Consider the following 10792-nt stretch of genomic DNA (forward strand, 5'->3'; position numbering starts at 1 on the left):
GGGGAGTCATACCAACGCCTTGCTAAGCGGCGTGAAATAGTTGGCTAAACTTGCGAGGAACGAGCGTGAGCCAACTGTTACACGTCCGTTTAAGCAACTTGTTAGGCAAGACTACAGCTATGCCCAAAACTTCCACCATGGTTTATCAATTGAACTATTTGTTTCTTCATCATCTTCTGGCGAATGCGCAACAAAGAAATCCGTGTGAACAGCTATAAGTGCACCATTTGAATCATAACTGCCAACTACAGGATAGAACCCATCACCCCAACCCGAATGGAAAAGTATTAGATTATTCCCATTATTCATAGGCAATGGGATATTTGCGATTCCATTTCTAATTAATTTATCGTCATCCATTTGGTTAAACCAACAATTATTATCATCATTTTCAAATAAACCTTCATACCATGTATCTTGATCTGGCATGTCCTGTTCAATTGTTTCTGCATCAGCAAAGCATGAAGTACCAGCGTCAACACCATATCCTAAAAACTCGTCAGAGTTCAAAGATTGATTAGATGGCATTCCGCTTTGTGAGAGCTCTAGAAATTTTCTCGAATTCTCACTAGCATTGGCATCAATGATTAAGCTAGCATATGCTTCTCGATTATGGCTTCCATCAAGATTAGGGCTTACATCAGCAAGGGTAACAATTACCTCATATTCGCCAGGTGGGATTTGTATAAATGAGTTATCTGACTTGCTCATTCCCGCAAATGGATCGCATACAATCAATTTTCCTGAAGGTAACTTTAATTTCCCACAAGAAATATTACTCAACTTAATGTTGTCTTCACCATTACAAAGAATCTCGGATTTTAGTGCTGACCAATTACTTCCATTTGGATATTGCAAGAAACCTCCTTGTGTTGACTAACGCCCCAATAAGCGGCGTGTAATAGTTGGCTAAAATTGCGAGGAACGAGCACAGCCAGCTGTTACGCGTCCGACTTGATTGGCTTGTTAGAAGATACATTTGGCATCTTCATTGCGTTTTTAAGAATACTATAAGATAACCAAGAAACAGCACCTAAATGAAAGAAAAATACGAATAACGAAACACATAAAGACTCTATTTGTAAAATATTTGAGAATTCACTTAATGGAAGCCAGTAAGTGAAACTAAATAGAATTGTGATAAACAACAATCCCTTTACTTCAAAAGTATCTGCGGAGTGTTTTGGCAATAGTGGCCCTAACTTTTGAGCACGAATATATTTCTGAAAAGCGAAATCTAACTCGTTTTTCCCTGCGGTATCTAAATCACTTGAGTGACTATCAAGTAAAAAACTAAGCCTTCTACCATATTCATGATATATATTATTTGAAGCACCCCTTACGGCTACTAATTTTTTTACTACTAATAAATTAATTATCAGTATTATTGTTATATATTTGAATATTTCAGCTTCGATTCCTGTAGATATTTTTGAAATACCTATTAACAAAGCGATTCCACCACCAAGAAAAGCCGAATAGAACTTTAAAGCGTTATGTTTTTCTTGTCGCTCAATCTCATGAAATTTCAATAAATTATCCATTGAAGCAAGCGTAATAAGTCTTCTTTCTTCTTTATCTTGATACGCTGGTGACTCTTGATGCATAACATTCCGTTATCTTCTAACAGCTTAATAATGCGCACGCTCATTTTGTCCGATTTATCCACCGCACTCAAAACGTCACATCTGCTTAATTAATTTGAAGAAAGGTTACTTATCAACTGAAGACCTTCCTGGCTAAACGCGCATGCGCGTTATTTCGATTCCTATTTTTGCTTGTCGAGCACGGTTATTATCGTGCCCTACCCATAACTAATTGATTCTACATATTTTAAAAATAGGCACAATGACAAAGCGTGCCATATCACAGATATCTATAGTGCTAAAGCGTGCCATATCACAGATATCTATAGTGCTAAAGCGTGCCAATTTCATTAACAATTCAGTAATTTGAAAAATAAACTGTATATACAGCCAGTTTCTTTAGAAATTTCCTTTTCCTCTGACAAAACGGTAACTAACACTCTAAGTACATGAATATTAATGATTTTTCGTACCTAGTACTAAAAATCATGGGCGGTATACGGGCGGAAAATAAAGTATTTTTTGCGTATAACTTTAGTGATAACTGTACCTAACATTTGTCTATTTAGAGGAAATTGAGTTTTCTTAAGTCGAAAAAACAGCCTATTGGCTGCTTTCTTATCATGGGGTTAACGCCGCGCTCTGCGAAAACTTTGAAGCGCAGCGGAAAAACTGTCCGACAGCAGCGCTTTGTTACATAGCATATTCAAACTCGTCATCGTCAACATACCAAGAGACGCTTGAGTCTTCATTACTAAACCCACTTCCGATAGCAAGACAACTTGCAGTGATATTTAGCCATTCATTTTTAACTGAAACTGACTTCACTAGCAATATAGCCATAGAGGATTTACGACCAGACAAGTGACATGCATCTGAAGTGCAACTGGTTGCCTCCCAAGCATCAAATTGAAAGTCCACTCTTATCTTGGATTTTCGTCTGTAACCACGCTTAATACGATTCCTTCCTCTGTTTACGTCTGAAATAGACTTGTAGTAATAAGCACCACGCAAGCATATAAATATCCCGGGAGACAACAATGTCTTTAACTCACCAATTGACCACCTGTGAGTTATATCAACTACTGGTATTTTCCTAATAAGCTGCTCTAATATGCTGGAGGTATAGTAATACAATGTTGTACCTTCTCCACAATCGTAAAGCCTAAATGTAGGTTTAGAATCAATCTCCCATTTACTAGTATCTTGAATAAGCCCCAGAGAATTAACCATCCCATTTTCTTTTACAGCATAAAAATATGGTGATTGAGTTAAATTAATCTTAGATTTCTTTGCCAGTTGAAACATGCGGTTATGATTTATGTAATCCCACATAGAGCCATCTGTATCCATTATCCCTAGAATCGCTCGAGAGTCTTTTCTTTTGACAGCTTCAGTCCATGCTTTTTTATGATCTTTTAGTTGCCTTTTAGTTAATGACAAGGATAGATCTCGTGTCGTATGTGCGTCGTTATGATGCTCAAGGCATAGAACTACTAAGTTACGTTCAGAATGATCTTTCGATTCACTCCACTGATTTATGTGGTGAATAACTACAGATCTATTTGGCTCTCTACAAACACAGCATATCCGTTTAGACTCATGAAGTAGTTTACTCACAGTTTCAGTGGGTATTGGAGACCTAGCCTCTTTAGATATTATAGATATGGAGTTTTCTTCGAGCCCAATCTCTTTGAGCTTATTTTTCTGCATCTCTTTTAACTTAGAGAGTGTGTATCCTCTATCAACTAATTCTTGTGCCTTTTGAGTATCAACCTCTCTCGCGACTAAAGCTTCAAATGTTCTTTTAGAAGTCACAAAACACTCCTTGATATGTAACGCTCGCAGCAGCAGGCTAATTTGAAGCGCAGCGTAAAATTAGCCCGACTGCCTGCGCTTGTTATATTTTTACACCCAACGCTTCATCTAGAGCTTTCATAACTAAAAACATAGACTTTGTTAGCGGCGACTTAAAGTTTTTAGACGAGTAGTCAGAAAATGATGTAGCTGAAGCCTGTTTTATTACTTGTTTCAATTGCTCAACATTAGCGTCTTGCTCAATTTCTTCTTCTAGAGTTTCCAGCTTTTCATCGATTTCTGTAAGGGATTCTAACTGATCCCTTAACTCGTCAGATGAGTCTATATAAGATAAAACTTGTTTAGAAAGATATTTTCGTTGCTCTTGCAGAAAAAGGCTCATACTTGCTTTTCGAACGAGAAACTCCATTTCCTTTCTTTGTTTTTCCAGCTCATCTATTTTTGTAATCTGGTGTGATTGGGCATCTTCGAGGCGCTTTATTTCCTCTGATGCTTCTACTACCTTCTTGAGAGACTCAATTTCAATGTTTTGTATGTCATTTCGAGACATGGGTGGCCGAAGAAAACCGAAAAGTCCAAAGATCGAAGCTAAGCCTCCGATGATTCCTCCATATGTAAGGTACTGCTCCATAGTTAGCCAGCTTTCCGATTGGCCATACCAGCCAATTAGAAAATAGCCAATGCTACAGATAAGGAATATGACTATTATTTTTCTCATTTAGTAATCCGTAATCTATTTTAAATATAACAATTAAGGGTTATTACGTGGTGCTCGGTTTGTCCGATTTATCCACCGAATTCAAAGCGTCACATCTGATTAATTTTTAAAAGGAAGGGCAATTGAATAACTGGAAGCCTCCCTGGCTAAAACGCATGTGCGCTATCTCGATTCCGATTTACTTTTTCAAGCACGGTTATTCTCGTGTCACTAAAGCAGCTAATTAATTCTACATAATTAAGTAATGGGTACAATGATAGTTCGTGCCATTTCATTGATATTTGTAACGTTAAAACTAACCAGTTTTATTAGAACTTTCCTTTTCTTCTTAAAAAACGGAAACTAACTCACTAAACACTTGATTATTAATAACTTTTCACACCTAACTCAAAAAGCCGCGGGCGGTATACGGGCGGAAAATAGAGTGTATTTTTCATTTAAGATTGGCAAAAAGCGTGCCTACATTTGTCTATTTAGAAAAAGTTGAGTTTTCATAAGGCAAAAAAACAGCCAGTAGGCTGCTTTCTTATTTTGGGTATTAACGCTATATAAACAGATCCAGTTCTTGGCTGCATAAAAATATTACGGAACTAAAGTGTCAGATTGATTTTCCTTGCTAGTTTTTTGCATTCTAAATTGTTGTTATAGCAACACTTACTCCAAATCCTAAACCTAAAAAAAATGTCAAGGCTTGGATAATTGATGTGAATTTTATCGTTTTATTGTAAATATTGAGAGGAGGCCGTCGTTTAGACCCTAATATTCCCGTAAGACTCATAAGGCAAATCTGTCCAAATATTACAGACGCTAATAACAAGAGCCATAAAGCAGTAACTTGCCAGATAACATATTCTGGAGGGTTACTAATAAAGCTTTTCGAAAAAGTAACAGTCAGAGCAATAAAACCCGTAGCCAAAGTCATCAACTGTTTTGTTGTGTCCTTGGCATATTCAAATGCTAACTTATCTCTTTCATTATTATCCATAGATCACTCCCCAAAAGGCCAAATATCGCTCAATAATTTTTTGATCCCCCTTAAAATTGAACGTCGAATAATTGTTCTTTTTTTAGGGTTCTTTGATATTGGAGTATCTTTATGAAGTTTTTTTGAAAATTCATCAATAAGATTATTTATCTCATTATGATCTAGCTCATTCCACGCTTTTCCTTCAGGCACTCTCGACCTAACTAGAAGTGCAATGTCTCTTTGGCAAGTATCTGAGATTCTGTTTGATTCATCATGAACTCTGTTTATTATAGCTTTAATAATCTGACGCTCAATATCCAAAGTATTCTTATCCATGTATATCCCCATCTATTATTTTTGATTATCCAGTGATAATTAGAAGCCTATCAACCACAGCACATGAATTTTTTCCCTGAAGCTATACTTGTTAGGTTTCGTTGTCACAAAGTATCTTTTGTAACTCTTCTATTGAATATGGTGGCCTGCGTTTATGGAGCATAGCATGACAATTCGGGCATACAGGCACCAAGTCAGTAAGTGGGTCTACCTTGTACTCTTCACCTATATCTGACAACCGTCTAATATGATGCACATGAATAAATCCCTCACCGATAGTTCCATACTTTTTCTCAAAATCCATACTGCAAACTTGACATACCGCGCCATATTCTTTGACACATTTTGTTCTTGCATCACGATCTCTTTCATACCGGTTTACAACTATTTGAGTCACAGAACCTTCAGTATGAGTCTCAGTTTCATCAACTTCTTCTGGGATAATCTTTGTGCTCTCTCCTTTAGTAACTACCTCAAACTGATTATCTTTTAAAACACGGAATCACTTCGATTTTAAGCCTCCTTTAAAATCGTAGGGCCCAAGCTGCTTGTTAATGACGTACTTTGCAGCTATCCCCACAATTGCCTTGGGTGGATAACGACGACCTTCAAATAAAACATCGTAACCAGTGGATTTACCAAACTGGTGCTCTATACCTATATCAAACTCTTGAATCGCATCAATAATATTCTCTCTAGTAATCTCTTCGAGAATTAGATCAGACATCTAAAAAACCTAACATTTTAATAATATACACACTCTACTTGTCCTATTTATACACCGCACTAAAAACGTCACATCTAATTAATTTTTAAAAAGAAAGGCTGTTTATCTTCCCTCTAACTAAACGATGCTATCAGCAATCAAAAAGTGAACAAACATTCACCTAACAACTTTAAGATCACTCCACCTAGTGGTGTAGGCTGGTGATAGGTGCTCACGCTTCATAGACCATTGAGGTGTAACTCCCTGAGAAGCAAAGAAGACATTCCCTAAGCCACTATGGTTAATCTTATCAACGACACTCATAAGCTCTTTAGACTTCTTTTTACCTTCGTGTGGTCTAAACATATCACCCTGATAAGTCCCTTGTTCATAGAAGTCCATAAGCATGACGCCCGCCTTTGCATACCTGTGACCAGGACGCCAAATTCTATCTAATAGAACTTCAGCAACTTCTAATAAATCACGGGTGTCATCAGTGGGGTTTGGCAGTTCAGTTGCCATTGAATTCGAATAATGTGGCTCACCCTTGCTAAAAGGGCTAGTTCTAATAAACACACTAACCGACTTAGTTAAACGCTTCTCACCTCTAAGCTTTTCTGCAGCCCGTGTTACATACTTGCAAATGGCCTCGCACATTAACTGCTTTTCTAATATGCGCTCACCAAAGGATCGACTGCAAATAATTTGCTTCTTAGTGGGTGCGGCCTCTTCAAGATCAATGCAAGATATACCGTTTAACTCTCTTACAGTGCGCTCAACCACAACTGAGAATTTCAACCGAATAGATTTAGGGTCAGCATCAGCCAAATCTAAAGCTGTTTTAATACCCAAGGCAATCAGCTTTTCAGAGATACGACGACCAATCCCCCACACATCACCTACATCAACTAAGGCCATTAAACGTCTTTGCCTTTCTCTATTAGTCAGGTCTACAACGCCTTTAGTTCCTTTGTATTTCTTAGCCGCATGATTAGCCAGCTTAGCGAGAGTCTTAGAGGGGGCAATTCCCACACAAACATGAATACCAACCCAAGTATCAATCTTATGCTTTACAGATCAGCCAAAAGTATCAAAATCAACCACATTATCGACGCCTGTTAAATCCATAAAGGCTTCGTCAATTGAGTAGATTTCTAGCCTTGGTGCTTCTTCTTCCAATAAAGTCATTACCCTGTTAGATAAGTCAGCATATAATACTCGCGTTATGGGTGAAGGCGTAATTAGATGAGAAACAGACAATGTCATACTTGGCTATCTCGTCTTTGAGCTTGAAGACAGGCCCACCCATCTTGATACCAAGGGCTTTTACCTCTTTGGAACGAGCTACCACACAGCCATCGTTATTAGACAACACTACCACTGGGGCATGCAGTAAATCAGGTCTAAAAAGCTTCTCGCAACTGGCGTAGAAGTTGTTGCAATCGACCAAAGCAAAGATAGGTTTCATGCTAAATGCAGCGTGAAAGGAAGGATTTTAAGTGATTTGAGATACATGAGAATATTACAACCAACACTGTATAGATATACAGTGTTGGTTATGAAGAATTATTATGAAAATTATTTTGGTAGAATTTCATTTAGAACATAGCCAACTATCACCCCTGCTATCACTCCACCTATCACTCCCGTTAGAATTACATTCACATAATTTTTAAAAATGTAGCCCGATATAGATTCTTTATTCTGTTCAACTTTTTGACTACATGGATAAGGAGAGAAATCCAAATCATCACCTTTAAACCTTGACTCTTTTAACAACAAAGGGTCCTCAAATTGCTTTGATAAAGCCTGAATCTTTTTCATGGACTTTTCTAAGTTAGCCTTAATTCTTTCTTTATCATCAGGTGTAAGACGATCACCAATAACTTTTAAATCCATAACTGCTCTCTCAAATATTTAAGATACAGTAACACTATTATAAATATCTATCAAAAACAAATATACGATAGATAATTACAATTTCACAATCTCTTTATTTTTTGGTCTCTATATTTTATCAATCTTCAATCATAAGTAACAAGCTCAACCTCACCCCAACACCACCCCCGCCCACTTATCAATCGCTAACCGCACTTGAGTCTGGCTATAACGCTGCTTATATACCTTATCTAAATCACCTTGGCTATGGTTGAGAATCATCTCTATCACATCATCATTAATGCCCATATCTTGCAGACTATCTGCAGCAAGTTTACGTAAGTCATGAGAGGTGAATTTGATGCCTACTTTATGGCTCAGTTCACTACACCAATTATTAATAGTTCTACGTGGAATAAAGCGATCACCACCAAAGCTAAAGACATATGGCGATTTTGAAAGGCGTTTCTCTTCTTTGAGTATTTCTACTATTTGAGGGCTTAAAGGTAACCGATGATCCTTGCCATTTTTGGTGATGCTACCAGGCAAATACAAATTACCCTGCTCTAATGAAATGTAAGACCACTTGATTAAGCTCGTCTTACTGATACAGAATCCATATAGTAAGAGTTTAAGAAAGACTGTTAACCTCTATACGAAAAGATATCTTCTAGATAATCAGAATAAAAAAGCCCCTCTAACTAAACAGCTAAAGAGGCTTAATTCATTCTGTGGTCCCTATTATCAACTAATTTAGTTGTTTATCTCTTTCTTGAAGAGCGCTGACATCTTTCAATACAAAGCCAAAAAATTAAATTGGTATTCACATTAATAGTTTTCTAGTCAACGGGAGGCGAGGTAATTAAGGCATCAATGCCCGCAACCCAAACGATCTCGCTCTTACTAAGTCGTTATAATAGGAGGTTACAATCCATTTGACTAGATTTTTCCATAACAGCCAAAAACAATCTGTTGATTAAACTAGATAATAATAACCAAAATTTTAAAATTAGTAATAATTTACACTGAGTCGCCACTTCTACATTTGACTCTTTAGCTATTTAAAACTCAATATTGAATTGAGGGATACAGCTAATTAAACTAGTATTAACATGTAATAAAATTACAGAAAATGGTCGATGTCAGCTTATGCTTATCTAAGATGTCAGCTTATGATTGTTTTATGTCACCTTATGGTTGTTTCGACATACTGAACGTAAGCCTTGGTACCCCATAATGGCACCGTCGACAAACTGTGTTTAAAACTACCATCCGTTTCTTTTGTGGTGTAAGACAAATACAGCAAGGTTTGATTCTCAGCATCATAAATACGGCGTACCTTCATGGTTTTAAAGAAGATGCTTTTAGATTGCTTAAAGACCACCTCACCCGATTTAGACTGATCTAAACTGGCTATCATTTCAGGTGTAATTTCACCGGTTTGACGACAAGAGATAGAAGAGTCACTTGGATCAGACAAACTTAAATTCGCTTCGATCGAAGCAACATGGCAGGTAACGCCAGCAACTTTGTCATCCTTCATAGATGACACCTTAATATCTTTTAAGGTAAACAAACCTAGGGAAATATCCCCTACTTCATTATCAGAACAACCCACCAAGGCTGCGGACATCCCGATCGCTAATAATAACTTTTTCATTGTATCGCCTTTGTATTTAAAGGAATTGATCGATTTATTCAGCTTTATTTTAGAAACCCAGTTTCAAGGGCTTTTACCCAATCATCTCGGTTTCTTAATTTTGCCAATTGTACCGCACTGGCAATGTCATAAGAGACTTTTTCGTGGGATAGCTTATAAATGTTTTTATTCTTACCTAACTCTAATAAGGTGTAACTCGCTTCAGAAGAGCCAGTTTCCATCGCATGAGGCACAGGTAAATCATCAGAATACGCCTGCAAACCCACACTGCCCGGGTTGATAATACGTTGGCTCATGGTATTGGTATTTTTTAGATAGGCTCCTTCATGCTCGGAAGTATCATTTGCATCTTGGCTTTTTAAAAGAAAATCCCTTGGGGTATGAGTATGGCCACAAAGAATAATTTTACTCTTATTACCCGCTAATAATGCCTCTACTTCGTCATTCTCTCGCAAAACAGGTTTGCCTGAACTGACATCTTCCAGCAAGTAGATAAGGTCATTATCAGGCGTGCCATGGCACAAATAGAGGTAATCGGTTAGCTGGCGATCAAAAGGTAAAGCACGCATCCAATCCATCGCCTCTTGCGTTAAATCCTCATGAATAAACGCCATGGTCGGGTTGGACTCAAGTTCGGCCTCATCCGCCTCATAAATTTGCCTGTCTTGATTACCTCGAATTGTCACCACACGGAATTCATTTTCTAACGCACGCAGTCTTTCATAAGTGGCTTGGGGTGCAATCGGGCCATATAAGATGTCACCAAGGTTCACCACCATATCCACCGACTTACGTTTAAAGTGAGCGATAACGGCTTCTAAGGCAAAGATATTAGAATGTATATCCGAAAGTATGGCTATTTTCACAGGAAGGCTCTCAATCAATTAGATCTCAAAAAATGAGTAATAAAGATTGATTCTACAAGGAAAAATGACGAACTCAAACTGGGGAACCTGCGATTAAGTCTTCTCTTCTCAGTCTTAACCTTTAATGTATAGGGAATAAGTGCCAATCAAGGCGTCTCTTTGCGTTTATTAATAGAAGTTCGTTCAGGTACCTTTCAGGACGGGACAGCACAGGATGTCACTTTTTCTGCAAGACCCGAAGGGCGTGGTCTAAAAGC

12 protein-coding genes and 1 pseudogene are annotated in these 10792 nt (G+C 37.7%); all 13 read right to left on the minus strand.

All coding sequences use genetic code 11. From position 1 onward, the window contains the following. Positions 1-117 precede the first annotated feature (117 nt). The 13 genes and pseudogenes from TW85_RS00180 to TW85_RS00240 all read right to left on the minus strand — a co-directional run bounded on the left by TW85_RS00180 (position 118) and on the right by TW85_RS00240 (position 10535). Positions 118-858 carry a DUF4241 domain-containing protein gene (locus tag TW85_RS00180; protein WP_046015065.1) on the minus strand — a complete coding sequence of 247 codons (741 nt, stop codon included), beginning with the start codon at positions 856-858 and terminating at the stop codon, positions 118-120. 83 nt (positions 859-941) lie between these two features. Continuing rightward, a complete protein-coding gene (locus TW85_RS00185; protein WP_046015066.1) occupies positions 942-1607 on the minus strand; it encodes a hypothetical protein in 666 nt (221 codons plus the stop codon). 672 nt (positions 1608-2279) lie between these two features. After that, a complete protein-coding gene (locus TW85_RS00190) occupies positions 2280-3404 on the minus strand; it encodes an HNH endonuclease signature motif containing protein (RefSeq protein WP_046015067.1) in 1125 nt (374 codons plus the stop codon). 82 nt (positions 3405-3486) lie between these two features. Beyond that, positions 3487-4122 carry a hypothetical protein gene (locus TW85_RS00195; RefSeq protein ID WP_046015068.1) on the minus strand — a complete coding sequence of 212 codons (636 nt, stop codon included), beginning with the start codon at positions 4120-4122 and terminating at the stop codon, positions 3487-3489. Between the two features lie 631 nt (positions 4123-4753). Beyond that, positions 4754-5107 (minus strand): hypothetical protein, encoded by a 354-nt coding sequence (locus TW85_RS00200; protein ID WP_046015069.1) that lies wholly within the window; start codon positions 5105-5107, stop codon positions 4754-4756. 3 nt (positions 5108-5110) lie between these two features. Further along, entirely contained in the window at positions 5111-5425 is a 315-nt protein-coding gene (locus tag TW85_RS00205; RefSeq protein ID WP_046015070.1) for a hypothetical protein, read from the minus strand. Positions 5426-5516: 91 nt separating this feature from the next. Further along, positions 5517-5822, minus strand: coding sequence for an HNH endonuclease (locus TW85_RS26415; RefSeq protein WP_272947140.1), 306 nt, complete (start codon positions 5820-5822; stop codon positions 5517-5519). Between the two features lie 105 nt (positions 5823-5927). Beyond that, complete coding sequence (locus TW85_RS25885) at positions 5928-6152, minus strand: hypothetical protein (protein WP_052701740.1); 225 nt, start codon at positions 6150-6152, stop codon at positions 5928-5930. A gap of 156 nt (positions 6153-6308) precedes the next feature. Next, a pseudogene (umuC, locus tag TW85_RS00215) lies at positions 6309-7599 on the minus strand (translesion error-prone DNA polymerase V subunit UmuC). Between the two features lie 110 nt (positions 7600-7709). After that, positions 7710-8030, minus strand: coding sequence for a hypothetical protein (locus TW85_RS00225; protein ID WP_046015072.1), 321 nt, complete (start codon positions 8028-8030; stop codon positions 7710-7712). Between the two features lie 150 nt (positions 8031-8180). Beyond that, on the minus strand, positions 8181-8618 hold the full coding sequence (locus TW85_RS00230; protein WP_084616065.1) for a tyrosine-type recombinase/integrase: 438 nt from the start codon (positions 8616-8618) through the stop codon (positions 8181-8183). A gap of 577 nt (positions 8619-9195) precedes the next feature. After that, positions 9196-9669 (minus strand): CreA family protein, encoded by a 474-nt coding sequence (locus TW85_RS00235; RefSeq protein ID WP_046015074.1) that lies wholly within the window; start codon positions 9667-9669, stop codon positions 9196-9198. Positions 9670-9713: 44 nt separating this feature from the next. Continuing rightward, positions 9714-10535, minus strand: a complete 822-nt coding sequence (locus TW85_RS00240; protein WP_046015076.1) for a metallophosphoesterase family protein — start codon at positions 10533-10535, stop codon at positions 9714-9716. Between the last annotated feature and the right edge of the window lie 257 nt (positions 10536-10792).

It is taken from the genome of Marinomonas sp. S3726, assembly GCF_000967665.1.
Classification (GTDB): domain Bacteria; phylum Pseudomonadota; class Gammaproteobacteria; order Pseudomonadales; family Marinomonadaceae; genus Marinomonas.